We start from the raw sequence: 25,035 nt of genomic DNA, 5'->3' as shown, positions 1-25,035 counted from the left end.
CTCCGACCGCCGGCACCCGGAACGGCGCGGCACCGAGGGAGCATCGTGAGGAAGCCAGGCCCGCACGCCGCGCGAGCAGTCGTCGCCCTCGCCCTCGCGTCGGGCCTGGCCGCCTGCGCCCCTACCGCGCCGGACGCCACGACCGAGCCGACCGACGCGTCGGGCGTGCCCGACGCTCAGGCCGAGGTCACCGAGATCGTCTCCCTCTCCGCCCCCATCCCTGGCTACGTGGACGTCGTCGCCCTCGGCGCCGCCGGGCAGGTCGACGCGAGCACCAACGGGCAGAGCCTCGGGGCCGTCACGCTCATCGCAGACGAGGACGGCACCCTCATCGCGTCAATCTCCAGCCCGATCGTCGGCGCTCAGACCTTCTGCCTCGCCGACCAGTGCGGGCGCGTATACGTCACCGATCCCGAGGCTCAGACGCCCGAGGCCGCCGCCGAGGTCGCCCAGACAGCGCTCGACGAGGTGCTCGCCGGAACCGGCGCCGCCACGACCTTCCCCGACTGGACCTTCGTCGTCGGCAGCCAGATGTCCGGCGTCGGTGGCACCACGGACGCCGAGCGCCGGATCGTCACCATCAACGCGACCCCCGGCCGCACGCACGAGGAGTATGTGCTCACCGTCCGCCACGAGATCGGGCACGTGATCGACGTCGAGGCGATGGACGATGCGCTGAGGGCCGAGTACCTCGCGATCCGCGGACTTCCTCCAGACACGCGATGGAGTCGGGGCGCCGGTGAGCACCCGACGGGCGACGCGCGCTGGCACTACGGCGAGGAGGACTTCGCAGAGCTCGTCGCCACTCTCATGAGCGGCGGGAGCCACGTGCCCCGCGACAGCGACTTCGCCGCGGCGCCTACCAGAGGCGAACTCGAGCAGATCCGGGAGCTCATCGACCCCGACGGCACGCTCGCGTCGCTCTGGGGCTAGCCGACGCCGCCTGCTCATCGCACGCGCAGCTCCCACATGGCGACGGCCGATGCGGCGGCGACGTTGAGCGAGTCCACTCCCCCTGCCATCGGAATCGTCACGGCGACGTCGACGTGCGACAGAGCCGCCCCGGTGAGCCCATCGCCCTCGGCGCCCATCACCATCGCGATCCTCTCGTGACCGGCCGCAGAGAATGCATCGAGCGTCACAGCGTCGGGCGCGAGCGCCAGCCCTGCGACCACGAAGCCTTGCTTGCGCAGCAGATCGAGGTCACCCGGCCAGTCCTCGGACCGCGTCCACGGCACCTGGAAGACGGTGCCCATCGACACCTTGACCGAGCGTCGGTACAGCGGGTCCGCACACGTGGGCGCGACGAGGACCGCGTCGGCGCCGATCCCCGCGGCGGAGCGGAAGATCGCGCCCACGTTCGTGTGATCGACGATCTCCTCGAGGACCACCACCCGCCGCGCGTCTGCGACCAGCTCCGCGACGGACGGGAGTGCAGGACGCTCCATCGCCGCGAGCGCACCGCGATGCACCTGGTATCCAGTGACCGCTTCGAGCAGTGCGTCGGACGCGACGTACACCGGCGCCTCGCCAGCGAGCGGCTCCACGGTGGGGAGCCATCGCTCTGACGCGAGGAACGAGTGGGGCCGATGTCCGGCCCTGACCGCCCGCTCGATCACCTTCGCGCCCTCGGCCATGTACACGCCGCGCTCCGCCTCGAACCGGCGCCGCAGCGCCACGTCGGTGAGGCTCGCATACAGCGCGAGCCGAGGATCCGCAGGGTCGTCGATGCGTATGGCCACGGTTCCATCATCCCAGCACGCCGCGGCGAACGGACCCGCGCGGGCGTAGCCTGGAGGTGAGGGCCCGCGAGGGTCCGAGCTGGAGGGACGCGGCGATGCGTGCGCAGCAGGATCGCTTCGACGAATGGGTCTCGGCTGGTCTCCTGCAGGCCGAGACGGCCGCGCGTCTTCGTGACTACGAGGCGACCAGAGCGCTTCCACCCGAGCAGCATCCAGAGCCCCTCTCTCACGCCCCAGCGCAGCCTCACAGGGCGCTGGCACTGGTGGGCGAGATCCTCGGGTACCTCGGCGCGATCCTCACGATCACGGCCATCAGCTTCATCGTCGGGCAGACGTGGGCGCAGATCCCCGTCGCGGGTCGCGTCGCGCTTGTCGCGACTCTCACGGCTATCGTCGCGGTCGCGGGCGTGCTCGCCTCACGCTCCCTCCAGGACGCAGGGCAGCGACTGGCTTCGGCGCTTCTCGTCGCCACGGTCGTGTGTTTCGGCTGGCTCGCCTGGGTCTCGGTCGACGCGGCCGGCGTCCAGGATGAGGTTGCGGGTCTGTGGACGTTCTCGGTCGCCGCGATCGCAGCGGGCATGATCTACGCGTTCAGGCGCCGGGCGCTCGCCCAGCTCGCGCTGCTGGCGGGCTGCGTGGGAGTTGCTGCCATGACGATCGAGGTGCTCGACGCGACTGAGGGCGCCGTTCCGGGCATCGTGATCGGATCCATGGGAGCCGCGTGGGTTGCCCTGGCGATCCTCAACGTCCTGACGCCGCAGGCTCCGGCGCTGGTCGCAGGGGGCCTCGTGATGCTGTTCGGCGTGAACACCATCGTGTTCGACGAGTCGACGCGAGGGCTGACTCTTGTGATCGGCGTCGCGCTCGCGGTCGCGATGCTGGCCCTCGCGATCATGCGTCGCGAGCTCATCCTGCTCATGATCCCAGGCGCGATCGGACTCCTGACGCTGGTCCCTCAGCTCATCGAGCACTTCGTGGGAAGCGCGATCGCGACCTGGGCGGGGATCCTCGTGACTGGCGTCATCCTCATCGTGGTGGCGGTGCGGATGCTGCGCACCCCACGGACTCCGAGGGCACCCCTCACTGGCGAGGATCCTTAGAAAGCGGGAGGGCCCGGGAGCATGCGCTCCCGGGCCCTCCCGCGTGGGTCCTACTGGCCCTTCTCGGCGTTCGGGTCGAACGGACGGCCCGACTCGGTGCCGGCGCGGTCCGCCTCGGCGGACACGCCCTCGGCCTGACGACGAGCCTCCTCGAGAGCGGCGCGCGGGTCGGCCAGAGCGGACGTGATGCGCGACTTGCGGCGACCGGTCCCCTCTGCCTTCTCGAGCGGCTCGGTTTCCTGCGGCACGCCGAAGCCCGCGGAGATGGCGTTGAGGGCCCCAGTGAACTCGGTGGGCACGAACCACATCTGGTTGTTGTTGCCCTTGGCGATCTCCGGGAGCATCTGCAGGTACTGGTACGAGAGCAGCTTCGAGTCGGCGTCGCCCTCGTGGATCGCGTCGAAGACCTGGAGGATCGCTCGCGCCTCACCCTCAGCCTTGAGGATGCGGGACTGCGCCTCACCCTCGGCCTTCAGGATCGCCGACTGCTTCTCGCCCTCGGCGGTGAGGATCGCGGACTGCTTGACGCCCTCAGCAGTGAGGATCGCGGCGCGACGGTCACGCTCGGCGCGCATCTGCTTCTCCATCGAGTCCTTGACGGACATCGGCGGCTCGATCGCCTTGAGCTCCACGCGGTTGACGCGGATGCCCCACTTGCCGGTGGCGTCGTCCAGCACTCCGCGCAGCTGACCGTTGATCTGGTCACGGCTGGTCAGCGTCTGCTCGAGGTCCATCGTTCCGATGACGTTACGGATCGTGGTGACGGTGAGCTGCTGCATGCCGACGATGTAGTTGGCGATCTCGTAGACGGCCGCCTTCGAGTCGTTGACCTGGAAGTAGATGACGGTGTCGATCTCCACGACCAGGTTGTCCGATGTGATGACCGACTGCGGCGGGAACGACACGACCTGCTCGCGCATGTCGACGCGCTGACGCACCTTGTCGATGAACGGCACCAGCAAGTGCAGTCCGGCCTCCAGGGTGCGCGAGTAGCGACCCAGTCGCTCGACCACACGCGTCTCCGCCTGAGGCACGATCTGCAGAGCCTTCGCGATCGTCGAGACGACGAAGATCGCGAAGACGACCAGTGCGACGATGCCGATGATCGCCGCAGCGTTGAAGTCTTCCATGGTCCTTATTCCTCCTTCTCGGCGACGATGGCCGCCGCCCCCTTGATCTCTACGACGACCACCTCGACGCCCTCAGGGAGCGTCGGAGCGTCGTCACGCGTGCGAGCCGTCCACACCTCGCCCGCGAGCTTCACGCGGCCGGAGCGCTCGGTGATCTCGTCGAGCGTGAATGCCTCCATGCCCACCAGGCGCGCGGCGTTGGTCTCGGCGACCGGACCGCGCAGCCGAAGGTGCTTGAGCAGATACGGCCGCAGCGCGAACAGCAGCAGCGCCGACACACCGGCCGCGACCAGGATCGACACCCACAGCGGCGCGCCGAGCGCGGCAGCGATGCCGCCCGCGAGCGCTCCTCCCGCGAACATGAGCAGGGTCAGGTCGAGCGTGAACACCTCGGCGATGCCGAGGGCGAGTGCTGCGATGAACCACCACAGGGAATCCATTTCCCACCTCCTGCGGCCACGCTAACAGCGCGCCCCCTGCCCCGGCATCGGCCCTGGGGATGACTCGCGCGGCGTGGTCGGTTCCTCCCGGCGGATGACCCGCCGTCAGTGCGGATACGTGGGGAGACGCCGCTAAGTCGCTCAGCCGCGGCGAGCGCTGTAGCGGCCGCCGGACTCGGTGAGCGTCACCGGCATCCCGTAGGTCTCGGAGAGGCTCTCGGAGGTGAGGGTCTCGGCGAGCGGTCCGGCCGCGACGACGTCCCCGTCGCGCAGCAGCAGGGCATGGGTGAAGCCCACGGGGATCTCCTCCACGTGGTGCGTGACCATCACGATCGCAGGCGAGCGACGGTCGCCGGCGAGTTCGGTGAGTGCACCGAGCAGCTCCTCACGGCCGCCGAGGTCGAGACCCGCGGCGGGTTCGTCGAGCAGCAGCAGCTCGGGGTCGGCCATGAGGGCACGGGCGATCTGCACGCGCTTGCGCTCGCCCTCGCTCAGCGTCCAGAACTCACGGTCGCGGTAGCCGTCCATGCCGAACGCGGCGAGCACCGCGGCCGCACGGTCCTCGTCGATGCCGTCGTACTCCTCGCGCCAGCGGCCAGTGATGCCGTGCGCGGCGGTCATGACGACGTCGAAGACGCGCTCCTGCGGGGGGATCGCGTCGGCGAGTGCCGCGCTGGAGAGCCCGACGCGGATGCGCAGGTCCTGCACATCCACCTCGCCGAGACGCTCGCCCAGGACCACGACGGATCCCTCGGTCGGGTGCATGCGCGCCGCAGCGAGCGTGATCAGAGTGGTCTTGCCGGCTCCGTTGGGGCCGAGCACCACCCAGCGGTCGGTGGAGTCGACGGTCCAGTCGACTCCTCGCAGGATCGTGTTGTCCTCTCGGCGCAGCGTCACGCCGGTCATCTCGAGCACCGGGGCCATGGTCGCGAGCCTAGCCGAGGACGCGCTGGTAGAGCGCCATGGTGCGCTCGCCGATCGCTTCCCAGGAGAAGTGCTCCGCCGCCCGACTGCGGCCCGCCGCGCCCCACTCCCGGGCGCGTGCCTCGTCAGAGACCATGTCAGTGAGGGCGGCCGCGAGGTCAGCCGCGAACGCGTCGGGGTTCAAGGGAGTGCCCGTGCCGTCCTGGACCTGCTCGATCGGGACGAGCGTCCCTGTGCGGCCGTCCACGACGACCTCAGGGATGCCTCCCGTGGCCGTGGCGACCACGGGCAGGCCGACTGCCATCGCCTCGAGGTTCACGATGCCCAGCGGCTCGTACACCGAGGGGCACACGAATGCGGTGCACGCATCGAGCACGGCCACCAGCTCGGGCCTGGGCAGCATCTGCTCGATCCAGACCACGCCGTCACGCGTCTCCTGCAGCTGTGCCACGGCACCCGAGACCTCGGCGGCGATCTCCTTCGTGTCGGGCGCACCCGCGCACAGCACCACCTGGATGTCCTTGGGCAGCTGCTCGACGGCCTTGAGGAAGTACGGCAGGCCCTTCTGGCGCGTGATGCGGCCGACGAAGACGATCGCGGGGCGCGACCGGTCGATGCCATAGCGGGCGACCACGGCGTCGGCGGCCTCCCGCTCGGCGTCCGTCGAGGGCGCTGCCCAGCCATCCACGTCGATGCCATTGTGGATGACGTGCACCCTGTCGGGATCCACGGCCGGGTACGACCGCAGCACGTCCTCGCGCATGCCGGCGCTCACGGCAATGATCCCGTCCGCGGCCTCGTAGGCGGTGCGCTCGATCCAGCTCGAGACGCGGTAGCCACCCCCCAGTTGCTCGGCCTTCCACGGCCGCAACGGCTCGAGCGAGTGCGCGGAGATCAGGTGCGGCACGCCGTGCAGGGTCTTCGCGAGGTGACCCGCCATGTTCGCGTACCACGTGTGCGAGTGCACCAGGTCGGCGCCCGCGCAGTCCTTCGCCATCGGCAGGTTGTGAGCGAGCACGTCGAGCGAGGCGTCACCGACTCCGCCGCCCAGCGCCGTGTAGCCGGTCACTCCCGGTTCGTCGCGCGGGCCGTCGAACGCACGGACGCGCACGTCCGCATGCGCTCGCAGCACCGCCGCGAGTTCGTTGACGTGGACCCCGGCGCCTCCATAGACGTGGGGCGGGTACTCACGGGTGAGGATGTCGACTCGCATGTTCCCACGCTATCGCCTCGGATTCGGCGATGCGCCCGACGCGGCGCGCGCCGGTCCCCCTATGCTGGACGTATGTCAGCGCCGAAAGTTCTCGCCATCGTCCTTGCCGGAGGTGAGGGCAAGCGTCTGATGCCCCTCACCGCCTCTCGCGCGAAGCCCGCCGTGCCCTTCGGAGGCACGTTCCGGCTGATCGACTTCGCGCTCTCGAACCTGGTGAACTCGCGTTATCTGCACGTGGTCGTGCTGACGCAGTACAAGTCCCACTCCCTGGACCGCCACATCGCGCGGACATGGCGCATGTCGCCGCTGCTGGGCAACTACGTGGCGCCGGTGCCGGCGCAGCAGCGTCGCGGCCCGCACTGGTACCTCGGCTCGGCCGATGCGATCTACCAGACCGTCAACATCATCGAGGATGAGAAGCCGGACATCGTCGTGATCGTCGGCGCTGACCACGTCTACCGCATGGACTTCTCGCAGATGGTGGACGCGCACATCGAGTCTGGCGCCGAGTTCTCGGTGGCGGGCATTCGCCAGCCGATCGGCCTCGCGGACCAGTTCGGCGTGATCGACATCGATCCCGCCAGCCCTGACCGCATCCGCGCTTTCCTCGAGAAGCCCAAGGACCCGGAGGGCCTGCCCGACAGCCCCGACGAGATCCTCGCCTCGATGGGCAACTACGTGGCGAACGCCGACGCGCTGCTCGAGGCGCTCATCGCGGACGCCGACGACCCCGGCTCGAAGCACGACATGGGCGGCGACATCGTCCCCTACTTCGTGAACAAGGGCACGTGCGGCTTCTACGACTTCATCCGCAACGACGTGCCCGGCTCGACCGACCGCGACCGCGACTACTGGCGCGACGTGGGAACGCTCGACATGTACTACGACGCCCACATGGACCTCATCGCGGTGCAGCCGGTGTTCAACGTGTACAACGACGAGTGGCCGCTGCATCAGGGCCTCATCACGCACCCGCCGGCCAAGTTCATCCACTCCGAGGAGGGACGCTTGGGCCACGCGGCCGACTCGATCGTCTCGCCAGGCGTCATCGTCTCCGGCGCGACCGTGACAGGTTCGGTGCTCTCCCCTGGCGTGCGCCTGCACTCGTGGTCCACGGTCTCGGACTCGGTCCTTCTGGACGACGTGGTGATCAACCGCCATGCCCAGGTGCACCGTGCGATCCTCGACAAGAACGTCGTCATCGAGGAAGGCGCGCGCGTGGGCATCGACCGCGAGTCCGACATCGCGCGCGGCTACACCGTCACGGAGTCCGGCATCACCGTCGTCGCTAAGAACACCGTGGTCACCGCATGACCCGACTGGTCGTGATGGACGTCGACTCGACGCTCATCACCCAGGAGGTCATTGAGCTCATCGCCGAGCGGGCGGGCACGCGCGCCGAGGTGGCCGCCGTCACCGAGGCGGCGATGCGCGGCGAGATCGACTTCGCCGAATCGTTGCGTCAGCGAGTCGCGACGCTCGCAGGGGTGCCCGATACCGTGTTCGCCGACGTGCTCGCCGAGGTGGAGCTCACCCCTGGCGTCACTGAGCTCATCGCAGGGCTGCAGGAACGAGGCTGCGAGGTCGCTCTCGTCTCCGGCGGCTTCGTCGAGGTGGTCGCGCACCTCGCGACGCGCTTGGGAATCACGCGGTTCCGCGCCAACTCTCTCGAAGTGTCCGACGGCCGTCTCACTGGACGTACCCTCGGTCCCGTGATCGACCGCGCCGCGAAGGCGCAAGCGCTGCGCGATTTCGCAGCTGAGCTGGGGTGCGAGCTGAGCGAGACGGCTGCCATCGGCGACGGTGCGAACGACCTGGACATGATGAGCGCCGCGGGCCTCGGGATCGCGTGGCACGCCAAGCCCGTGGTGCAGCAGCAGGCCGACGTCGCGCTCAACGGGCCGCGCCTCGACGAGGCGCTCGAGATCATCCCGCGCTGACGCGCGCCTCCACAAGCTCGTCGAGCTGTCGCGCCCAGCGACCACGCATCTCCTCCGGCACGGCGTCGCCGCCGATGGCGAGCGCGGTGCGCAGCGCGTCGATCACGACGCGCGTCGCAGCGGCGCTCGCCGGTCTGTGCGCGCTGGCGGCGACACCCCTCGCGTCGACCGGGGCGGACGCGGCCCACGCCTGAGACGACTCGTCCCACAGCAGCTCGCGATGCATGCGGTACTGCATGTCGGCGGGAGCGAAGTCGCGCGTCATGGCCAGCACAGGCAGTGCGACGGCGAGCGTCGCGGCGTCCACGCGGCCGTTGCCATCGGCGTCTGGCTCTCCCGCGAGGATCACTCCGGAGTCCGCGCGCGGGCCCCATCTCAGGAGCCACCAGCGCAGCGTGTCGAGCTCGGCGGTCGCAGCGACCTCAGGTTGTCCGGCGGTCATACGTCGCGGCCGGAGACCACCGCGGTGAGGCGCGCGCCACGGGAGTCGAGCTCGCTCCACGCGCCGTCGAACTCGAGGACTGCCGCAGTCGCCGTCGACAGCCCGAGAGCCACGCGCTGGAGCGACGCCTTGTCCGATCCCGGCCCCGCAAGGTGTGCGGCTGTGGCGGATGAGGTCGGCTCGTGACCCACGACGACGACCACGCTCTGCGAGTTCAGGCCCCGAAGCACCTCGATCACGCCGGGCACGTGCGTCTCGTACAGGGACTCCACGGTGCGCGACTCGCAGCTGGGGATGGCGCCCGACATGAGCTTCCACGTCTGCTGTGTGCGCGTCGCTGGCGACACGAGCGCCGCATCGGGCGTCAGGCCTGCCTCGACGAGCGCCTCACCCAGTCGCTGCGATGCCTTGCGTCCGATGAGCGCCAGCGCGCGGTCGATGTCGTGAAGACCGGGCGCGGGAGCCTCGGCCTTCGCGTGACGCGCGAGGATCAGTGTGGGCACGCGCCTACTGTCCCATGGCGTGCACGCCGCCGTCCACGTGGATCATCTCTCCAGTCGTGGCAGGGAACCAGTCCGTGAGGAGCGCGGTCACGGCCTTCGCCGCAGGCTCCGGGTCGGACGAGTCCCAGCCCAGCGGCGCACGCGTGTCCCAGTTGGACTCCATCTGGTCGAAGCCAGGGATGTGCTTGGCGGCCGTGGTCTTGATCGGCCCCGCCGACACGACGTTGCAACGGATCCCCTGCGGGCCCAGGTCGCGTGCGACGTAGCGCGAGACGGCCTCGAACGCGGCCTTGGCCACACCCATCCAGTCGTAGACCGGCCAGGCGTAGCGGCCGTCGAACGTGAGGCCGACGATCGACCCGCCTTCGCTCATGAGGGGAGCCGTCGCGGCCGCGAGCGCCTTGAGCGAGTACGCGGAGATCTGCACGGCGGTCGAGACGTCCGGCCACTCGCCGGTCATGAAGTTGCCGCCCATCACCGACTGCGGGGCGAAGCCGATCGAGTGCACCACGCCGTCGAGGTGCGGGAGGTGCTCGCGCACGCGCTCGGGGAGGGCGGCCACCTGCTCCTCGTCAGTGACGTCGAGCTCGACGACCTGCGCCTCGACGGGGAGGCGCCGACCCATGGCCTGCGTGATCTTCAACGAGCGTCCGACGCCTGACAGCAGCACCGTCGCACCCTGCTCCTGGCACAGCCGCGCGACGTGGAAGGCGATCGAGCCCTCCGTCAGCACTCCGGTCACCAGGATGTTCTTGCCCTCGAGCATGCCCATGTCGTGTTCCTCCGTGTTCTCGAGCCGAGCCGTCGGTCAGTGTCCCATGCCTAGGCCGCCGTCGACCGGCAGCACCGCGCCGGAGACGTAGCCCGCAGCGTCGGACGCGAGGTAGACGGCAGCGGCGGCGACGTCGTCGGTGGCGCCGAACCGCTTGGCGGGGATGGTGGCCTCGTACTGCTTCTTCGTGTCGTCCGGGAGCTCGTCCGTCATGTCCGTGGTGATGAACCCGGGCGCGATCACGTTCGCCGTGATGCCGCGCGCCCCCACCTCTCGAGTGATCGAGCGGGCCATGCCGACGAGCGCAGCCTTGGACGACGAGTAGTTGACCTGCCCGGGGTTGCCCATGAGTCCCACCACGGACCCGATCAGCACGATCCGTCCGAACCGCTCGCGCATCATCGAGTTGACGGCGCGTCTCACGCAGCGGAACGTGCCGGTGAGGTTGACGTCGAGCACCTGCTGGAAGTCCTCGTCGCTCATGCGCATGAGCAGTCCGTCGCGCGTGATGCCCGCGTTGGCGATCAGCACCCGGACGCGACCGTGCTGCGCCTCGAGCTCGTCGAACGCGGCGTTGACGGCGTCGGTGTCGGTGACGTCGGCGATGGCGCCGGTGACGCCCTCGGGAAGGTCGCCCCCGCGGTAGATCGTGCTCACGGTGTCGCCGTTCGCGACGAAGGCCTCGGCGAGCGCGCGGCCGATGCCTCGGTTCGCTCCTGTCACCACCACATGTCGAGTCATGGCGTCCACGCTAGCCGAGTCGGGGCGGCGTACGGCTGTGGAAGCCCCCGGGATCTGCGAGTGGTTTTGTGGGGCGCGTGCATGCTCGGGCACGCGCGGGTGTGCCACGCCCTGGCTCGGTGCGCGCGGCGGCGGCAATAGCATCGGGGGGTGGACTCCCCCGGCTCTCGCGCCTCACGCGCTCTCGCGGTCGCACGCGAGATCGGCTGGCTGCGCCTGCTCGTGACGGCGCTGGTGGTCGCCGCGCTGGTCACGCTGTGCGTCATCGCGGGCCGGTGGCAGTACGGGCGGCACGTGACGCGCGCGGACGCGATCGCCGAGTTCGAGTCGAACCACACTGCGCCGGTCGCCGCCGTGGAGGACGTCGCCCCGGCCTCTGGAGTCCCCTCCTGGGACACGCCCGACGCTGGGGCCGGCCTCCCCGCGGACGCCGAGTGGCGCACGGTGACGGTCACGGGCACGATCGATCCTGACTCGATCGTGGAGCTGCGCAATCGAGCCGTCGACTCGGCGGCGGCGCTGCAGTATCTCGCGTGGGTGGATCTCGCCGACGGCGGTTCCGTCCTGGTAAACCTCGGATGGGCACCGGCCTCCCTGGCCGACGAGACCGCGCCCGCACTCGCCTCAGCCCTCCCATCCGGCCAGGTGGCGTTCGAGGGCACGCTGCGCGAATTCGAGGCGGACGACGGGCGCCGCGACGACGGCGCGACGCGCATCGTGCCCGCCCAGGTACGCGTACCGTCAGGTGCGATCGTGCCCGGCTACGTCGTCGCCACGGCGGACTGCGCGACGCTGTGCAGGGACGACGGCCCGCTCGGCGAGGTGCCCCTGCCGACGCTGTCGCTGGGGCCCCATCTCAGCTACGCGTGGCAGTGGTGGGCGTTCGCGGCGCTCGTACCCGTGGGCGCCGTGCTGCTGACGCGCCGCGATCTCGAGCTGAAGCGCTCCCCCGGCGGCCCGGCGCCCTCGCCGCGCGTCGAGACCAAGCCGTCCCGGCGTCGGGCGCGTGCCCTCAGCGACGAGGAGATCGAGGACGCGCTCTAGACCAGTGGCGATCGCGCTGGCTACCGTGGGCTCAGGCGGGACGCACGCGTCGGCCCGTCAGCGAGGGGCAGCGGATGCAGCCGGACGGCGCCGACGAGGGAGCCGCTCTCACGGTCCGATGGGAGCCGTTGCTGGCGCGCCTGCTGTACCGCCGCGACGCGTGGTGCCTTCCGTTCGCCTGGGACGTGCCGCCCTGCGCGCCCGAGGTCGCGCTTGCGAGCGATCGCGACGTGCAGCGCGTGCGCCACGCACGCCTGCTCGCCGAGGTGTGGCGCCGCGCGACCACCGAGCACTGGCGGGAGGCCGCCGACATCCCCCTCGTGGGGCCGGTCGAACTGCGCGCGCTCGGGATGATGCGCGACGACGACGCATCCCAGCCGATCGACGAGTGGATCGCCGAGCGGCACGCCGAGTTCGTGGAGCTGTCGTCGCTGGGTGCGCGCAGCGACCCTGGCTGGCGCCTGTGGGAGTCGCTCGCGTGCGAGCGCGATTCCGTCACGGCCGTGAGCGTGCTGCCGGTCATGGGCGAATGGATGCGGGTGCACCACGGCGTCCTGCAGGTGTCGCTCGCGCTGTACGCGGATCCCGAGAGATTCGTCGACGCCGCGATGGCGGGCTGAGCGCCGTCAGGCGAGCGAGATGAGGTCGCGGTAGGACTCGTTGTACAGGTCCTCGACCGCGTCGGGAAGCAACAGCACGCGATCGGGCTCGAGCGCATCGACCGCGCCCTCGTCGTGCGTGACGAGGATGACGGCGCCCTCGTAGGTGCGCAGGGCATTGAGGATCTCCGCGCGCGACGCCGGATCGAGGTTGTTGGTCGGCTCGTCGAGCAGCAGCACGTTGGCCTGGCTCACCACGAGGGTCGCGAGAGCCAGGCGCGTCTTCTCGCCTCCGGACAGGACGCCGGCGGGCTTATCGGCGTCGTCGCCCGAGAACAGGAACGAGCCGAGTACCTTGCGCACCTCGGTCTCGCCGAGGTCGGGTGCGGCGTGCGCCATGTTCTCCCCGACCGTCGCAGCCATGTCGAGCGTGTCGTGCTCCTGCGCGTAATAGCCGAGCTTAAGCCCGTGGCCGGGCTGGATCTCGCCCGTGTCGGGCTGCTCCACGCCGGACAGCAACCGCAGGAGCGTGGTCTTGCCCGCGCCATTGAGCCCGAGCACCACGACGCGCGAGCCCCTGTCGATCGCGAGGTCGACGTCCATGAACACCTCGAGCGAACCGTACGTCTTGCTCAGGCCCTCGGCGCGCAGCGGGGTCTTCCCGCACGCAGCCGGCGTCGGGAAGCGCAGCGACGCGACCTTGTCCTCCTGCCGGACTCCCTCGGTCTCGCCCAAGAGGCGCTCGGCACGCTTGATCATCTGCTGAGCGGCGACCGCCTTGGTGGCCTTGGCACGCATCTTGTCCGCCTGCGCCATCAGCGCGGCTGCCTTCTTCTCCGCGTTGTCGCGCTCGCGATGACGCCTGCGCTCGTCCGCCTCGCGCTGGCGCAGGTACAGGTCCCACTTCATGGCGTACTGGTCGAGCTCGCCACGGTTGGCGTCGAGGTGGAAGACCTTGGTGACGGTCTGGCGCAGCAGCTCGACGTCGTGCGAGATGACGATGAGACCGCCCTGGAACGACGAGAGGAACCCGCGCAGCCACTGGATCGAGTCGGCGTCCAGGTGGTTCGTGGGCTCGTCGAGCAGCAGCGTGTCGGCACCCGAGAACAAAATGCGGGACAGCTCCACACGTCGGCGCTGACCGCCGGAGAGCGTGCCGATCGGCTGCGCGAGCACGCGGGAGTCGAGGCCGAGATTCGCGGCGATCTGTGAGGCCTCCGACTCGGCCGCGTAGCCGCCTGCCGCGCGGAAGCGCTCCTCGAGGCGCGGATAGGCGTCCATCGCCTTCTCCTGGACCTTCGGGTCCTCGCTCGCCATGCCCTCCTCGGCCTCTCGCATCTTGCGCATGAGCCCCGCCAGGTCGCGCACGGAGAGGATCCGGTCCATCGCGATCTGCTCGAGGTCGCCCGTGCGCGGGTCCTGGGGAAGGTATCCGAGCGAGCCCTTCTGGACGGCCTTGCCTGCCGTGGGCTGTCCCTCGCCCGCGAGGATCTTGGTGAGGGTGGTCTTGCCTGCGCCATTGCGTCCGACGAGCCCGACGCGGTCCCCCGGCCCCACCTGGAACGAGGCGGGGTGCAGCAGCACGCGCGCACCGATGCGCATCTCGAGTCCCTGGGCGACGATCACAGAATCCCTCTCCTTGACATCTGCACCCCATTTGTTGGAATCCCACAAGGATTCACGCATTCTCGGGGGAGGTGGGCCCGAATCTTTGTTGGGCCGGTAACGTGTCCGCCAACCATTATCCCCGGGAGCAGACATGAGGCTTCACCAGCAGTTCACCGGCGCGAACATCGCGCTCGTCACCGTCTTCGCCGCGCTCATCGCCGCCTCGACGCTCGTGCCCGCGTTCGAGCTCGCGGTGGGAGTGCCGCTATCCCTTCAGACCTTCGCGGTAGTGCTCGCAGGCGCGTGCCTAGGCCCCTGGCGCGGCGCATCGGCGGTGCTCCTGTACCTGATCGTGGGCACCGCCGGAGCACCGATCTTCGCCGGCCACGTGGGAGGCCTGGGCGTGTGGGCCGGCACCACCGGCGGCTTCCTCGCGGGCTTCGTCGCGGGCGCCTTCGTGACCGGATGGATCGCCCGCAGCGCCCGACGCGCGGGCCGCCTCGGCCTGCCCGCGCTGCTCATCGCGTGCGCCGTCGGCTCCCTCATCGTCATCAACGTCATCGGCTGGGGCTGGATCGGCGTACGCTTCGGCGTCGCACCGCGCGACGTGCTGGTCGCGATGCTGCCGTTCGTGCCGGGCGACATCATCAAGGTAGTCGTCGCGGCCTTCACCGCCGCGGCCGTCCACCGCGCGTACCCGGGCCTGCTCCCGACGGTGGAGGCACCCGTGTCCCGCGAGGCCGCCACCACCGCCTAACCTTGACGCATGATCGCATTCGAGGACGCGACCGTCGTCGCGCCCGACTCCGGGATCACCATCCTGGAGCCGACGACGCTGACCCTGACCGAGCGCCGCATCTCCATCATCGGTGCGAACGGCTCCGGCAAGTCGACCCTGGTACGGCTCATCAACGGCCTCATCCAGCCGACGTCCGGCACCGTCACGGTCGAGGGCCTCGACACCGTCAAGAAGGGGCGTGAGGTACGCCGCAATGTCGGATTCCTCTTCACGGACCCGAGCGCGCAGCTCATCATGCCCACCGCGGCCGAGGACGTGATGCTGTCGCTGCGGCGCACCGTGCCCCGGCGCGATGAGCGCGTGCGCGCCGCCCTCGAGGCCCTCGAGGACCTGGGGCTCGGCGACAAGGCCGACGTGGCGGTCAGCTCCCTCTCCGGGGGCCAGCGCCAGCTCCTCGCGCTCGCGGGCGTGCTCGCCGTCGCGCCGTCGATCATCGTCGCGGACGAGCCGACCACCCTGCTCGATCTGCGCTGGCGTGCCCACGTGGGCGCGCTGCTGCGCTCCCTTCCCGTGCAGCTGATCGAGGTCACTCACGACCTCGACTCGGCGCTGAGGGCGGAGCGCACCATCGTCATCGACCAGGGCAAGGTCGCGTTCGACGGCGCTCCCGGCGACGCCGTGGCGCTGTACCGCGACCTCATGTTCGGCCGCGCCGCCGAGGGGTCCGCGTGACGCCTGTGATCGGCATGTACCGGCCGCTGCGCACGCCCATGCACCGCGCGCCGGCCTGGTTCAAGGTCACGCTGCTCGCCGCCGTCGCGATCCTGGTGCTGTTCGTCCAGGATCCCGTCACCAGCCTCGGTCTCGCGGCCGCGTCTCTGCTGCTGCTGATCTCTACGGCTCCCCCGTGGCGCCCGGCGCTCGCGGCCGTGGCCTGGACGCTGCTTTTCGCCGTCATGGCGGCCGGGTACCAGTTCTGGCGGGGCGAGTGGGCGCTTGGCGTGGACGTCGCCGCCGATCTTGCCACCGTGGTCTTCCTGGCCCTAGCCGTCTCTGCCTCCACGTCGATGGAGCGGATGCTCGACCTCGCCTCCGCGGCGCTTCGACCGCTGCGTCGCTTCGTGCCGCACGAGACCATCGGCCTGATGTTCGCGCTCCTGATTCGCCTGATCCCCGAGATGGTGCGCCTCCTGGGCGAGTCCCGCCAGGCCGCCATGGCGCGTGGGGTCGAGCGGTCGCCACGCGCGATCCTCGTGCCGACCGCGACCCGCACCGTCGGGTTCGCGCTCGATCTGGGGGCCGCGCTGCACGCGCGCGGCATCTCCGACGCGGCGGCCGCCGAAGCCGACTCCCCTCTCGACGCCGACGCTCCGCGTGCGGACGAGGTGCCCGCCTCGCGTCGCGCACGCCGCGAGGCCGCACGCGCGCGCCGCGGCCGCACGCGATAGTTTCGTCGTGGGCCGCACTCGCCTGGCCCTCTTCTGATCGGGGACACCGTGACTGCTGTGACGTCCCGCCGCACGATGTCGATGCCGGTGCTGACCAGCATGGTCGTCGGCTCGATGGTCGGCGCGGGCATCTTCTCGCTGCCCTCCTCGTTCGCCGAGTCCGCGGGCGGGACGGGCGCGCTGCTCGCCTGGGCCGTCGCGGGTGGCGGAATGCTGATGCTCGCGCTCGTCTTCCAGCGCCTCGCGATGCGGCGCCCCGACCTCGACTCAGGAATCGTCGCCTATGCGAAGGCAGGGTTCGGCCCCTACGTCGGCTTCTTCTCCGCCTTCGGGTATTGGGCCTCCGCCTGCATCGCCAACGTCACCTACTGGGTGCTGCTCGCCTCGACGCTCGGGACATGGATGCCCGCGCTCGGCGACGGTGACACGGGCTGGGCGTTCGCGCTCGGCACCCTCGGCCTGTGGGCGTTCCACCTGCTGCTCGCGCGCGGCGTCTCGCAGGCCGCAGTGCTCAACGCCATCACGACCGTCGCGAAGGTCGTGCCGCTGGCCGTCTTCATCATCGTGCTCATCTTCGCGGGCTTCTCGTGGGACACCTTCGTCACGAACCTGACAGCAGCGGACGCGCTCGGGCCCCTCGCAGACCAGGTGAGGTCCACCATGCTCGTCACGGTGTTCGTGTTCCTCGGCGTCGAGGGCGCGAGCGTGTACTCGCGCTATGCGCGGCGCCGCGAGGACGTGGGTCGCGCAACAGTGCTGGGCTTCCTCACGGTGCTCGCACTGTTCGTGGCGGTCACCATGCTCTCGTACGGCGTCATGCCCCGCGAGGAACTCGCAGGCCTGCGCCAGCCATCCGTCGCCGGGGTGCTCGAGCACGTCGTCGGCGCGTGGGGCGTGTGGTTCATCGGCATCGGGCTGAGCATCTCGGTGCTCGGCGCCTACCTCGCGTGGCTCATGCTCGCCGCCGAGGTCCTCTTCGAGGCCGCCACGCAGGACGATGCGCCGCGCGTGCTCGCTCGCACGAACGCGCGAGGCGTCCCTATCGCCGCTCTCACCGCGTCCTCGCTCGCCACGCAGGTCTTCCTCGTACTGACGCACCTGTCCTCGAGCGCCTTTGACTTCTCGCTCGCACTGACGAGCGCCCTCGCGCTGCTGCCGTACCTGCTGACCGCAGGATTCGGGCTCAAGGAGGCGCTCGGACCCCGACGTCTCAGCGGTGCCGTCGCGATCGCTGCGGTCGCCGTCGTCTACACCGCCTACCTTGTCTACGCGGCCGGACCCACGTATCTGCTGCTCGCGCTGCTCGTGTACGCCCCCGCGTCGGCCCTGTACGTGTGGGCGAGGCGCGAACGGGGGCTCCGCGTGTTCTCACGAGCCGAAGCCATCCTGTGCGCGCTCTCGGTCGCGGGCGCTCTTGTCGCCGTCGTCGCGCTCGCCACCGGCGCGATCTCGATCTGACGCGGCTAGGCGTCGAGCATCGACGCGAGCGTGGTCGTGGTCCGCCAGTTGCGGATCGTCATGTGCTTGTACTCGGGCGTCCCGACGATGCGCGACAGGTAGCTCTTGCCTGCCTGCGCCTCCGCACGCCGGAAGTACAGCACGGCGTCTCCCTTCCAGGCGGCGTCGACCGCTTCGCGCACCTGGACGACCGCATGCGCCTGCGCGGCCGGAAGCGTCTCACGCAGAAAGATGACGTCCCAGCGATACGCGGCGTCCTGACCGAAGCCCTCGGGCGCGTCGACCACGGCGCTGCGCAGCGCGTCGGCCGTGACCGTCACCACAGGCGTCTCGACGCCGAACTCGGCACGTAGCACCTCGCCCACGAGGGCAGTCACCTCGGCCGCAGTGCGCTCGCAAGCATCGACCAGCACGTTGCCCGACTGGATATACGTGCGCACGTCCGCGAGGCCGACGGATGCCAGCGCCTCTCGCAACGGCGCCATCGGCACCTTGTTGTTGCCGCCGACGTTGATGCCCCTGATCAGCGCGGCGTGCGTCGCCGCCATGTCAGGTCAGACGTTGAAGCCGAGCGCGCGCAGCTGCTCGCGACCATCGTCCGTGATCTTGTCAGGGCCCCACGGCGGCATCCACACCCAGTTGATGCGGAAGCCGTCCACGAGCCCGTCGAGCGCCTGAGCGGCCTGGTCCTCGATCACGTCGGTGAGCGGGCACGCCGCGGACGTGAGCGTCATGTCGATCACGGCGTGACGGTTCTCGTCGAGCTGCACGCCGTACACGAGTCCGAGGTCCACGACGTTGATGCCGAGCTCAGGATCGATGACGTCGTGCAGCGCCTCCTCGACGTCGGCGGCGTTCGCCGGCGTGGCGGTATCAGTCATGCTGCTCTCCTTCCGCGCCTGAGGCCTGGGCCTGCGCGATCGCGTCGCGCAGCGCCATCCAGCCGATGAGGGCGCACTTGATACGGGCAGGATACTTGCCGACCCCGACGAAGGCCCCGGCATCGCCGAGCATGTCGTCGCGGTCGTCGCCGAGGTCCTCGCCGCGATTCCCCATGAGGGCGCGGAAGGCCTCGTAGAGCTCGTCGCTCTCGCGGATCGAATGTCCCTCCACGAGCTCGGTCAACGCAGAGACGGAGGCCTGCGAGATGGAGCATCCCTGACCCTCCCAGTGCACCGAGGCCACGGTGTCGCCCTCGAGTCCCACACGTAGCGTGACCTCGTCGCCGCACGTGGTGTTCACCTGGTGGGACTCCCCCACCGCGGCGAGGTCGAGGTCCACGAGGCCCGCGCCGTGGCGGGCGCGCGCGTGGTCCATGATGACCTGCTGATACATCTGCTCAAGGCTGCTCATGCGGGCACTCCGAAGAACTCTCGGACCGAGGCGAGCGCCTCGACGAACCTCGCGGCGTCGTCCTCGGTCGTGTACACGTGTGCGCTCGCGCGGGTCGAGCCCGCAACGGAGAAGCGCTGGTGGAGCGGCTGGGCGCAGTGATGGCCGACGCGCACCTCGATGCCCTGGTCGTCGAGCACCTGGCCCACATCGTGCGGGTGAACGCCGTCGACGACCACGGAGGCGAGTCCGAGCACATCGTCCGCGCCGGGATCGCCGACGGGGCCGATCAGGCGCACGCCCGGCACGCCGGACACGCCCTCCCTCAGGATCTGGGCGAGCCGGCGCTCATGCGCGGCGACGTCCGCCATGCCGAGCCCCAAGAGGTACTCGGCTGCGGCCCCCATGCCCACCGCCTGGGTGACGGGCTGCGTGCCTGCTTCGAAGCGCGTCGGCGCCGGGTGCCACGTCGTCTTCTCGAGCGTGACGATCTGGATCGCCCCGCCCCCGAACACGGACGGCGGCAGCACGTCCAGCAGCTCCTTGCGCCCCCACAGAGCGCCGACGCCGGTGGGCCCGAGCATCTTGTGGCCTGAGAAGGCGGCGAAGTCCACACCGAGCGTCTGCACGTCCACGGGAAGGTGCGGCACGGACTGGCAGGCATCGAGCACCGTCAGCGCGCCGACCTCGCGGGCACGCGCGACGAACGCCGAGACATCGGTCACGACGCCCGTCACGTTGCTCGCGTGGGTGAAGGCGACCACCTTGGTGGTGCCGTCGATCACTGTGGCGAGTTGATCCAGGCGCAGGCGGCCGTCGTCGTCGAGTTCGATCCACCGCAGGGTCGCGCCCGTGCGCGCGGCGAGCTGCTGCCACGGGATCAGGTTCGCGTGGTGCTCTGCCTGCGTCACGACGATGGAGTCGCCCTCGCCGAGGCGGAAGCGCGCGGACTCGGAGCCGCCCTGACCAGCCGAGGCGTTGCCGATGCCGTTCGCCACGAGATTGATCGCGGCGGTGGCGTTCTCGGTCCACACGACCTCGTCGGGCGAGGCCGCGTTCACGAGCCGCGCGACGGACGCGCGGGCGGCCTCGAACGCCTCCGTCGCCTCCTCGGCGAGCAGGTGCGCCCCGCGTGCCACGGCACCGAAGTGCTCACGCTCGAACGACTCCATCGCGTCGAGCACCGCGTAGGGCCGCTGCGAAGTGGCGCCTGAATCGAGGTACGTCAGCGGCTTCCCGTTCCTGACCGTGCGGGCCAGGAGCGGGAAGTCGCCGCGCAGGTCGGGAAGCATCGCTTACGCGTCCACCAGGAAGCGGTCGTAGCCTTCGGCCTCGAGACGCTCGGCGAGCTCGGGGCCGCCCTCCTCGGCGACGCGTCCGTTCACGAACACGTGCACGTAGTCGGGCTTGATGTACTGGAGGATGCGCGTGTAGTGCGTGATGAGCATGACGCCCAGGCCGGTGTTCTCCTTCACGCGGTTCACGCCCTCGGACACGATGCGCAGCGCGTCGACGTCGAGGCCGGAGTCCGTCTCGTCGAGGATCGCGATCTTCGGCTCCAGGAGCTCCATCTGCAGGATCTCGTGGCGCTTCTTCTCACCGCCGGAGAAGCCCTCGTTGACGTTGCGCTCGGCGAACGACGAGTCCATTCGGAGGTCGTCCATCGACTTCTTGACGTCCTTGACCCAGGTGCGGAGCTTGGGGGCCTCGCCTGAGACCGCGGTCTTGGCGGTGCGCAGGAAGTTCGAGACGGACACGCCGGGGACCTCGACGGGGTACTGCATCGCGAGGAACAGGCCGGCCTTGGCGCGCTCGTCCACGGACATCGCGAGGACGTCCTCGCCGTCGAGCGTGACGGTGCCCTCGGTGATCGTGTACTTGGGGTGGCCGGCGATCGAGTACGCGAGGGTGGACTTGCCGGAGCCGTTGGGGCCCATGATCGCGTGGGTCTCGCCCGACTTGATGGTCAGGTCGACGCCCTTCAGGATCTGCTTGGTGCCGTCAGGGGTCTCCACGGAGGCGTGGAGGTTCTTGATCTCAAGAGTGCTCATGAGTGTGTGTCTCCTTGGGGAAGGTAGGTCTTAAGAGTTCGGGTGGTCGACGTCGACGAGCACCCGCTCGCCGTCGACGCGGACGGGATAGGTCTTGACGGGCGTGATCGCCGGGAGCTCGTCGGGCTCCCCGGTGCGCACGTCGAAGCGCGAGCCGTGGGCCCAGCACTCGACGAAGCAGCCCTCGACCTCGCCCTCGGACAGCGAGACGGCGCCGTGCGTGCACAGGTCGTCGATCGCGTAGAAGTCGCCCTCGCTGCTGCGCACGATCGCGACCGGCACGTCCGCCCCGCTCGCGAGCGTCAGCTCGGCCAGCATCGCGGTGCCGGGCGCGACGTCCGCGACGTCACAGGCGACCTGCTCGCTCACGCGTCCTCATCCTCCTCGATCTGCTCCAGCTCGAGCTCGATGAGCTTCATCAGGCTGGACTCGACCGCGGGCACGCCGATCTCGTGGATGAGGTCGGCGAAGAAGCCGCGGACCACGAGCTTGCGCGCCTCGTCCTCGGAGATGCCGCGCGAGCGCAGATAGAACATCTGCTCGTCGTCGAAGCGTCCCGTGGCGGAGGCGTGGCCCGCGCCTTCGATCTCGCCGGTCTCGATCTCGAGGTTCGGCACGGAGTCGGCGCGGGCGCCGTCCGTGAGCACCAGGTTGCGGTTGAGCTCGTAGGTGTCGGTCGCCTCGGCCTCCTTGCGGATCAGCACGTCGCCGATCCACACGGTGCGGGCAGTCTTGCCTGCGAGCGCACCCTTGTAGGTCACGCGCGACGTGCAACGCGGCACGGCGTGGTCCACGAAGAGCTGGTGCTCCTGGTGCTGGCCGGCGTCCGCGAAGTACAGGCCGAACAGATCCACCGAGGCGCCTTCACCCGCGAACGCGGCCGAGGTGTTCAGGCGCACAGCCTTGCCGCCGAGCGTCACGACCGAGCCGCGCAGACGCGAGTCGCGACCGAGGCGGGCGACGACCTCGCCTGCGTGCACCGCGTCGGCGTCCCACTGCTGGAGCAGCACGAGGTTGAGCCCGGCGTTATCGCCGAGGTCCACGGAGACGAACTCGGAGTACTGCGCCGATCCGGTGCGCGTGAGCACCACGGTCGCCTCGGCGCCAGGGCCCATCTCGACGAGCAGGTGGCCGCGGACGTCCTCGCCCGCGCCGTGCATGCCGATCGCGATCGGCTCGTCGATGACGGCGTTCGCGTCGACCTTGAGCGCCATGGCGCCGCCCGAGCGGGCGACGGCGACGGCCGACGCGCGGTCTCCGGGGGCGCGGACGGAGCGTGCCTGGGCCTCATCGGCGGGCACCTCGACGAACGAGACGCCGGCGGGAAGCTCGGGCACGTCCCACGCCAGGTGGCCCTCGCCGCCCTCGAGCGCCAGGAGCGGCTTGAGGTCGGCGAGCGCGCTGAAGCGCCACTGCTCCTCGCGGCCGTTCGGCACGCCGAAGACCTCAGGGTCGAACGAGGTGGGGCGGTCGGCGCGCGAGGCGTCAGGCGCGGTCCCCACGCCGTGGCTGTGAGCCGCGTCGGCGGTGGCTCGGGTGTGATCGGTGACGGTCAACCGACGGATCCTTCCATCTGGAGCTCGATGAGGCGGTTGAGCTCGAGGGCGTACTCCATGGGCAGCTCGCGCGCGATGGGCTCGACGAACCCGCGCACGATCATGGCCATGGCCTCGGTCTCCTCCATGCCTCGGGACATGAGGTAGAACAGCTGGTCCTCGCTGACGCGGGACACGGTGGCCTCGTGACCCATGTGGACGTCGTCCTCACGGACGTCGACATACGGGTAGGTGTCGGAGCGCGAGATCTGGTCCACGAGCAGCGCATCGCACAGCACGTTGGACTTCGAGTTCTTCGCACCCTCGAGCACCTGCACGAGGCCGCGGTACGAGGTGCGTCCGCCGCCGCGGGCTACGGACTTCGAGATGATCGAAGACGAGGTGTTCGGGGCGGCGTGCACCATCTTGGCGCCCGCGTCCTGGTGCTGGCCCTCGCCGGCGAAGGCGATCGACAGGGTCTCGCCCTTGGCGTGCTCGCCGAGCATGTAGATCGCGGGGTACTTCATGGTGACCTTCGAGCCGATGTTGCCGTCGACCCACTCCATGGTGGCGCCCTCGGCAGCGGTGGCGCGCTTGGTCACCAGGTTGTACACGTTGTTCGACCAGTTCTGGATGGTCGTATAGCGCACGCGGGCGTTCTTCTTGACGATGATCTCGACCACTGCGGAGTGCAGCGAGTCGGACGAGTAGATGGGCGCGGTGCAGCCCTCGACGTAGTGCACGTACGAGCCCTCGTCCGCGATGATCAGCGTGCGCTCGAACTGGCCCATGTTCTCCGTGTTGATGCGGAAGTAGGCCTGCAGCGGGATCTCGACGTGCACGCCCGGCGGGACGTAGACGAACGAGCCGCCCGACCACACGGCGGTGTTGAGCGCGGCGAACTTGTTGTCGCCCGGGGGGATGACAGTGCCGAAGTACTGCTCGAACAGCTCCGGGTGCTCCTTGAGCGCGGTGTCGGTGTCGAGGAAGATGACGCCCTGCTCCTCCAGGTCCTCGCGGATCTGGTGGTAGACGACCTCGGACTCGTACTGCGCGGCGACGCCCGCGACGAGGCGCTGCTTCTCGGCCTCCGGGATGCCCAGCTTGTCGTAGGTGGCCTTGATGTCCTCGGGCAGGTCTTCCCACGAGGTCGCCTGCTTCTCGGTGGAGCGCACGAAGTACTTGATGTTGTCGAAGTCGATCTGCGTGAGGTCAGAGCCCCACGTGGGCAACGGCTTCTTGCCGAACAGACGCAGCGACTTGAGGCGCATGTTCAGCATCCACTCGGGCTCGTTCTTCAGCGCGGAGATGTTGCGGACGACGTCCTCGCTGAGGCCGCGCGCAGCGATGGCGCCCGCCTCGTCGGAGTCGTGCCAGCCGTACTCGTAGCCGCCGATCGAGGCGATGATCTCGTCATCGCTCCGTGCGGGTGCGTTGTCGGTAGGGGTGCTCATGGTCATCCTTCCTTGGCCGTCACCGGGGAGACGGGGATGGTCGTAGTGCACACGTGAGCGCCGCCCGCAAGGGTGGAGAGACGCTGCACGTGGACGTCGAGAAGTCGGGCGATGGCGCGGGTCTCTGCCTCGCACCATTCGGGCGCCTCGGTCGCGATGTCCTGGACCGGGCAGTGGCCCTGGCACAGCTGGAGCGTGTACCCGCCGGGGCCGGGCCTCACCGAGGTGGCGTAGCCCTTGGTGCCGAGCGCGGCGGAGACGGCCGCCACCCTGTCCTCCATCGTGCCATCGGCAGGGACGCCGGGTGCGATGTCGGCCTCGAGCTCGGCGGCCTTCGCCTCGACGAACGCCTCGAGGTCGCCGTGGTCGCGCATGAAGCGCACCGCGTCGACCGCGACGGCGGACGAGTCGGACGCGAGGGACTCCTGCCCGTGCGAGGTCGCGACGAACGAGCGCGCGGGCCGGCCGCGGCCGCGGACCGACGGGCCGGGCTGCTCGTGGTCCACGATGAGCCCGTCGTCGAGGAGCATCGAGAGGTGGCGCCTCACGCCCGCGGGCGTGAGGTGAAGCTCCTCCGCGAGGGCCGCCGCGGTGATCGGGCCGGCCGTGACGATGAGGCTGAGCACCTGATCGCGCGTCGTGTCGGCGTGCTGCATGCGGTGCCCTCCCTGCTCGTGCTGGATCGGTCCGGCGTCGCGCGGACCAATTAGGCAACATTTTGGTTCATTAAAAACAATCCCGCAAGCAAGGCGGACCTAAGTGCCATGCGGCGGTTCGCGTCGGGCCCGGCCGACGCTGGAGGAACGTCGCCGCCGCCGCT

At 69.9% G+C, this 25,035-nt stretch carries 29 protein-coding genes; 10 read left to right on the top strand and 19 right to left on the bottom strand.

Annotated features, from left to right (window positions below; all coding sequences use genetic code 11):
- The first annotated feature begins 45 nt into the window (after window positions 1–45).
- Window positions 46–933: a hypothetical protein gene (locus tag B7K21_RS00210; RefSeq protein WP_084072934.1), complete on the top strand. Its 888-nt coding sequence runs from the start codon at window positions 46–48 to the stop codon at window positions 931–933.
- A gap of 14 nt (window positions 934–947) precedes the next feature.
- On the opposite strand, the gene B7K21_RS00205 is transcribed toward B7K21_RS00210, so the two are convergent.
- Window positions 948–1,742, bottom strand: a complete 795-nt coding sequence (locus B7K21_RS00205; protein WP_084072933.1) for an RNA methyltransferase — start codon at window positions 1,740–1,742, stop codon at window positions 948–950.
- Window positions 1,743–1,837: 95 nt separating this feature from the next.
- On the opposite strand from B7K21_RS00205, the gene B7K21_RS00200 reads away from it, so the two are divergent.
- Complete coding sequence (locus B7K21_RS00200) at window positions 1,838–2,842, top strand: DUF2157 domain-containing protein (RefSeq protein ID WP_084072932.1); 1,005 nt, start codon at window positions 1,838–1,840, stop codon at window positions 2,840–2,842.
- Window positions 2,843–2,892: 50 nt separating this feature from the next.
- On the opposite strand, the gene B7K21_RS00195 is transcribed toward B7K21_RS00200, so the two are convergent.
- From B7K21_RS00195 to glgA, 4 genes are all read right to left on the bottom strand, one after another.
- The gene (locus B7K21_RS00195) at window positions 2,893–3,972 is read right to left on the bottom strand and encodes an SPFH domain-containing protein (RefSeq protein ID WP_084072931.1); all 1,080 of its coding nucleotides are present in this window, start codon (window positions 3,970–3,972) and stop codon (window positions 2,893–2,895) included.
- A gap of 5 nt (window positions 3,973–3,977) precedes the next feature.
- Entirely contained in the window at window positions 3,978–4,412 is a 435-nt protein-coding gene (locus tag B7K21_RS00190) for an NfeD family protein (protein ID WP_084072930.1), read from the bottom strand.
- Window positions 4,413–4,553: 141 nt separating this feature from the next.
- Entirely contained in the window at window positions 4,554–5,336 is a 783-nt protein-coding gene (locus tag B7K21_RS00185; protein ID WP_084072929.1) for an ABC transporter ATP-binding protein, read from the bottom strand.
- A gap of 10 nt (window positions 5,337–5,346) precedes the next feature.
- Window positions 5,347–6,549 carry a glycogen synthase gene (gene glgA, locus B7K21_RS00180; RefSeq protein ID WP_084072928.1) on the bottom strand — a complete coding sequence of 401 codons (1,203 nt, stop codon included), beginning with the start codon at window positions 6,547–6,549 and terminating at the stop codon, window positions 5,347–5,349.
- Window positions 6,550–6,621: 72 nt separating this feature from the next.
- Here glgA and B7K21_RS00175 point away from each other — a divergent pair, with 72 nt between their 5' ends.
- Both B7K21_RS00175 and serB read left to right on the top strand, forming a co-directional pair.
- Window positions 6,622–7,863 (top strand): glucose-1-phosphate adenylyltransferase, encoded by a 1,242-nt coding sequence (locus B7K21_RS00175; RefSeq protein WP_084072927.1) that lies wholly within the window; start codon window positions 6,622–6,624, stop codon window positions 7,861–7,863.
- Window positions 7,860–8,489, top strand: a complete 630-nt coding sequence (gene serB, locus B7K21_RS00170; protein ID WP_084072926.1) for a phosphoserine phosphatase SerB — start codon at window positions 7,860–7,862, stop codon at window positions 8,487–8,489. The genes B7K21_RS00175 and serB overlap by 4 nt, the downstream gene beginning before the upstream one ends.
- Here serB and B7K21_RS00165 read toward each other — a convergent pair.
- Genes B7K21_RS00165 through fabG form a run of 4 tightly spaced genes read right to left on the bottom strand, consistent with a single transcriptional unit; the run spans window position 8,476 to window position 10,947 of the window.
- Window positions 8,476–8,931, bottom strand: coding sequence for a hypothetical protein (locus B7K21_RS00165; RefSeq protein ID WP_084072925.1), 456 nt, complete (start codon window positions 8,929–8,931; stop codon window positions 8,476–8,478). The two genes, serB and B7K21_RS00165, sit on opposite strands and share 14 nt — an antisense overlap.
- The gene (locus B7K21_RS00160) at window positions 8,928–9,434 is read right to left on the bottom strand and encodes a histidine phosphatase family protein (protein WP_084072924.1); all 507 of its coding nucleotides are present in this window, start codon (window positions 9,432–9,434) and stop codon (window positions 8,928–8,930) included. Before B7K21_RS00160 ends, B7K21_RS00165 begins: the two co-directional genes overlap by 4 nt.
- A 4-nt stretch (window positions 9,435–9,438) precedes the next feature.
- Complete coding sequence (gene fabI / locus B7K21_RS00155) at window positions 9,439–10,206, bottom strand: enoyl-ACP reductase FabI (protein WP_084072923.1); 768 nt, start codon at window positions 10,204–10,206, stop codon at window positions 9,439–9,441.
- A gap of 36 nt (window positions 10,207–10,242) precedes the next feature.
- A complete protein-coding gene (fabG, locus tag B7K21_RS00150; protein WP_084072922.1) occupies window positions 10,243–10,947 on the bottom strand; it encodes a 3-oxoacyl-ACP reductase FabG in 705 nt (234 codons plus the stop codon).
- A gap of 150 nt (window positions 10,948–11,097) precedes the next feature.
- Between fabG and B7K21_RS00145 the strand changes: the two genes are divergently transcribed.
- Window positions 11,098–11,991 (top strand): SURF1 family protein, encoded by an 894-nt coding sequence (locus B7K21_RS00145; RefSeq protein ID WP_084072921.1) that lies wholly within the window; start codon window positions 11,098–11,100, stop codon window positions 11,989–11,991.
- A 74-nt stretch (window positions 11,992–12,065) separates the two neighbouring features.
- Complete coding sequence (locus tag B7K21_RS00140) at window positions 12,066–12,611, top strand: hypothetical protein (RefSeq protein ID WP_084072920.1); 546 nt, start codon at window positions 12,066–12,068, stop codon at window positions 12,609–12,611.
- 6 nt (window positions 12,612–12,617) lie between these two features.
- Here B7K21_RS00140 and B7K21_RS00135 read toward each other — a convergent pair whose 3' ends face one another.
- Window positions 12,618–14,216, bottom strand: a complete 1,599-nt coding sequence (locus B7K21_RS00135; RefSeq protein WP_084072919.1) for an ABC-F family ATP-binding cassette domain-containing protein — start codon at window positions 14,214–14,216, stop codon at window positions 12,618–12,620.
- Window positions 14,217–14,349: 133 nt separating this feature from the next.
- Here B7K21_RS00135 and B7K21_RS00130 point away from each other — a divergent pair, with 133 nt between their 5' ends.
- Genes B7K21_RS00130 through B7K21_RS00115 form a run of 4 tightly spaced genes read left to right on the top strand, consistent with a single transcriptional unit; the run spans window position 14,350 to window position 17,843 of the window.
- On the top strand, window positions 14,350–14,955 hold the full coding sequence (locus B7K21_RS00130; protein ID WP_084072918.1) for a biotin transporter BioY: 606 nt from the start codon (window positions 14,350–14,352) through the stop codon (window positions 14,953–14,955).
- A 9-nt stretch (window positions 14,956–14,964) separates the two neighbouring features.
- Entirely contained in the window at window positions 14,965–15,669 is a 705-nt protein-coding gene (locus B7K21_RS00125; RefSeq protein ID WP_084072917.1) for an energy-coupling factor ABC transporter ATP-binding protein, read from the top strand.
- On the top strand, window positions 15,666–16,385 hold the full coding sequence (locus B7K21_RS00120; RefSeq protein ID WP_084072916.1) for an energy-coupling factor transporter transmembrane protein EcfT: 720 nt from the start codon (window positions 15,666–15,668) through the stop codon (window positions 16,383–16,385). The genes B7K21_RS00125 and B7K21_RS00120 overlap by 4 nt, the downstream gene beginning before the upstream one ends.
- 48 nt (window positions 16,386–16,433) lie before the next feature.
- Complete coding sequence (locus B7K21_RS00115; protein WP_307155642.1) at window positions 16,434–17,843, top strand: basic amino acid/polyamine antiporter; 1,410 nt, start codon at window positions 16,434–16,436, stop codon at window positions 17,841–17,843.
- Window positions 17,844–17,848: 5 nt separating this feature from the next.
- Here the strand turns inward: B7K21_RS00115 and B7K21_RS00110 are convergent, their stop codons facing one another.
- The 9 genes from B7K21_RS00110 to B7K21_RS00070 are packed head-to-tail and all read right to left on the bottom strand — an operon-like array spanning window position 17,849 to window position 24,871.
- Window positions 17,849–18,391: a DUF1697 domain-containing protein gene (locus tag B7K21_RS00110; RefSeq protein ID WP_084072914.1), complete on the bottom strand. Its 543-nt coding sequence runs from the start codon at window positions 18,389–18,391 to the stop codon at window positions 17,849–17,851.
- Between the two features lie 6 nt (window positions 18,392–18,397).
- Window positions 18,398–18,724: a metal-sulfur cluster assembly factor gene (locus B7K21_RS00105; protein ID WP_084072913.1), complete on the bottom strand. Its 327-nt coding sequence runs from the start codon at window positions 18,722–18,724 to the stop codon at window positions 18,398–18,400.
- A complete protein-coding gene (gene sufU / locus B7K21_RS00100) occupies window positions 18,717–19,196 on the bottom strand; it encodes a Fe-S cluster assembly sulfur transfer protein SufU (RefSeq protein ID WP_084072912.1) in 480 nt (159 codons plus the stop codon). Before sufU ends, B7K21_RS00105 begins: the two co-directional genes overlap by 8 nt.
- Window positions 19,193–20,467 (bottom strand): aminotransferase class V-fold PLP-dependent enzyme, encoded by a 1,275-nt coding sequence (locus B7K21_RS00095; RefSeq protein ID WP_084072911.1) that lies wholly within the window; start codon window positions 20,465–20,467, stop codon window positions 19,193–19,195. Before B7K21_RS00095 ends, sufU begins: the two co-directional genes overlap by 4 nt.
- Window positions 20,468–20,470: 3 nt before the next feature.
- Window positions 20,471–21,226, bottom strand: a complete 756-nt coding sequence (sufC, locus tag B7K21_RS00090) for a Fe-S cluster assembly ATPase SufC (protein WP_084072910.1) — start codon at window positions 21,224–21,226, stop codon at window positions 20,471–20,473.
- Window positions 21,227–21,256: 30 nt separating this feature from the next.
- Window positions 21,257–21,595: a non-heme iron oxygenase ferredoxin subunit gene (locus B7K21_RS00085; RefSeq protein WP_084072909.1), complete on the bottom strand. Its 339-nt coding sequence runs from the start codon at window positions 21,593–21,595 to the stop codon at window positions 21,257–21,259.
- Entirely contained in the window at window positions 21,592–22,782 is a 1,191-nt protein-coding gene (sufD, locus tag B7K21_RS00080) for a Fe-S cluster assembly protein SufD (protein WP_200806217.1), read from the bottom strand. Before sufD ends, B7K21_RS00085 begins: the two co-directional genes overlap by 4 nt.
- A complete protein-coding gene (sufB, locus tag B7K21_RS00075) occupies window positions 22,779–24,215 on the bottom strand; it encodes a Fe-S cluster assembly protein SufB (protein ID WP_084072907.1) in 1,437 nt (478 codons plus the stop codon). Before sufB ends, sufD begins: the two co-directional genes overlap by 4 nt.
- 2 nt (window positions 24,216–24,217) lie before the next feature.
- Window positions 24,218–24,871 carry a metalloregulator ArsR/SmtB family transcription factor gene (locus B7K21_RS00070; protein WP_084072906.1) on the bottom strand — a complete coding sequence of 218 codons (654 nt, stop codon included), beginning with the start codon at window positions 24,869–24,871 and terminating at the stop codon, window positions 24,218–24,220.
- Window positions 24,872–25,035 lie beyond the last annotated feature (164 nt).

Origin of the sequence: Demequina sp. NBRC 110052 (assembly GCF_002090075.1) — a bacterium.
Lineage (GTDB): Bacteria > Actinomycetota > Actinomycetes > Actinomycetales > Demequinaceae > Demequina.
Note: the sequence above shows the minus strand (reverse complement) of the source record. Positions and strands in the feature narration are given on the sequence as shown.

Coding starts and splice junctions, on each gene's coding strand:
- B7K21_RS00200 (WP_084072932.1), top strand. CDS start 1,838: ATGCGTGCGCAGCAGGATCGCTTCGACGAATGGGTCTCGGCTGGTCTC.
- B7K21_RS00195 (WP_084072931.1), bottom strand. CDS start 3,972: ATGGAAGACTTCAACGCTGCGGCGATCATCGGCATCGTCGCACTGGTC.
- B7K21_RS00190 (WP_084072930.1), bottom strand. CDS start 4,412: ATGGATTCCCTGTGGTGGTTCATCGCAGCACTCGCCCTCGGCATCGCC.
- B7K21_RS00185 (WP_084072929.1), bottom strand. CDS start 5,336: ATGGCCCCGGTGCTCGAGATGACCGGCGTGACGCTGCGCCGAGAGGAC.
- glgA (WP_084072928.1), bottom strand. CDS start 6,549: ATGCGAGTCGACATCCTCACCCGTGAGTACCCGCCCCACGTCTATGGA.
- B7K21_RS00175 (WP_084072927.1), top strand. CDS start 6,622: ATGTCAGCGCCGAAAGTTCTCGCCATCGTCCTTGCCGGAGGTGAGGGC.
- serB (WP_084072926.1), top strand. CDS start 7,860: ATGACCCGACTGGTCGTGATGGACGTCGACTCGACGCTCATCACCCAG.
- B7K21_RS00165 (WP_084072925.1), bottom strand. CDS start 8,931: ATGACCGCCGGACAACCTGAGGTCGCTGCGACCGCCGAGCTCGACACG.
- fabI (WP_084072923.1), bottom strand. CDS start 10,206: ATGGGCATGCTCGAGGGCAAGAACATCCTGGTGACCGGAGTGCTGACG.
- fabG (WP_084072922.1), bottom strand. CDS start 10,947: ATGACTCGACATGTGGTGGTGACAGGAGCGAACCGAGGCATCGGCCGC.
- B7K21_RS00140 (WP_084072920.1), top strand. CDS start 12,066: ATGCAGCCGGACGGCGCCGACGAGGGAGCCGCTCTCACGGTCCGATGG.
- B7K21_RS00130 (WP_084072918.1), top strand. CDS start 14,350: ATGAGGCTTCACCAGCAGTTCACCGGCGCGAACATCGCGCTCGTCACC.
- B7K21_RS00125 (WP_084072917.1), top strand. CDS start 14,965: ATGATCGCATTCGAGGACGCGACCGTCGTCGCGCCCGACTCCGGGATC.
- B7K21_RS00110 (WP_084072914.1), bottom strand. CDS start 18,391: ATGGCGGCGACGCACGCCGCGCTGATCAGGGGCATCAACGTCGGCGGC.
- B7K21_RS00105 (WP_084072913.1), bottom strand. CDS start 18,724: ATGACTGATACCGCCACGCCGGCGAACGCCGCCGACGTCGAGGAGGCG.
- sufU (WP_084072912.1), bottom strand. CDS start 19,196: ATGAGCAGCCTTGAGCAGATGTATCAGCAGGTCATCATGGACCACGCG.
- B7K21_RS00095 (WP_084072911.1), bottom strand. CDS start 20,467: ATGCTTCCCGACCTGCGCGGCGACTTCCCGCTCCTGGCCCGCACGGTC.
- sufC (WP_084072910.1), bottom strand. CDS start 21,226: ATGAGCACTCTTGAGATCAAGAACCTCCACGCCTCCGTGGAGACCCCT.
- sufB (WP_084072907.1), bottom strand. CDS start 24,215: ATGAGCACCCCTACCGACAACGCACCCGCACGGAGCGATGACGAGATC.
- B7K21_RS00070 (WP_084072906.1), bottom strand. CDS start 24,871: ATGCAGCACGCCGACACGACGCGCGATCAGGTGCTCAGCCTCATCGTC.